At 50.8% G+C, this 516-nt stretch carries 1 protein-coding gene; it reads right to left on the minus strand.

Going from position 1 to position 516, the window contains the following annotated elements; all coding sequences use genetic code 11:
* On the minus strand, window positions 1-516 hold a 516-nt coding region (locus ACTHUR_RS18345; RefSeq protein ID WP_440400196.1), incomplete at both ends, for an IS5 family transposase.

Here is a 516-nt window from a genome sequence, read left to right on the forward strand (position 1 = left end):
CATCGCCTTCAGATGGCTTTGCGCACTCACTTTAATCAGCCCGAAATAGGCTGCCCGGGCATAGCGGAATTTACGGTGCAGCGTACCAAAGCTCTGTTCGACCACATAACGGGTCTTCGACAAATATCGGTTGCGTTTGGTTTGCACTTCCGTCAGCGGACGGTTGCGGTGGGCTTTGCGCATAATACCGTCCAGTAACTGATGTTCTTTCAGATGTTGCCGGTTTTCCGCACTGTCGTAGCCCTTATCTGCATAGACGGTTGTGTCTTCGGCAATGCCTTCCAGCAAAGGCAACAGGTGGTTGCACTCATGGGTATTGGCGGGGGTGATGTGCAGTTTCTCGATATAGCCTTCCTCATCGGTGCGGGTATGTTGTTTGTAACCGAGTTTGTATAAACCGTTTTTCTTTGTCCAACGGGCATCTTTGTCTTTGCTCGGTGTGGTTTGTCCGCTGACTTGTCCTTCTTCATCGACTTCTATAGCCTGACGCTGTTTGCTGCCGGCGGTCTGAATAAT

It is taken from the genome of Neisseria sp. P0021.S007, assembly GCF_051956855.1.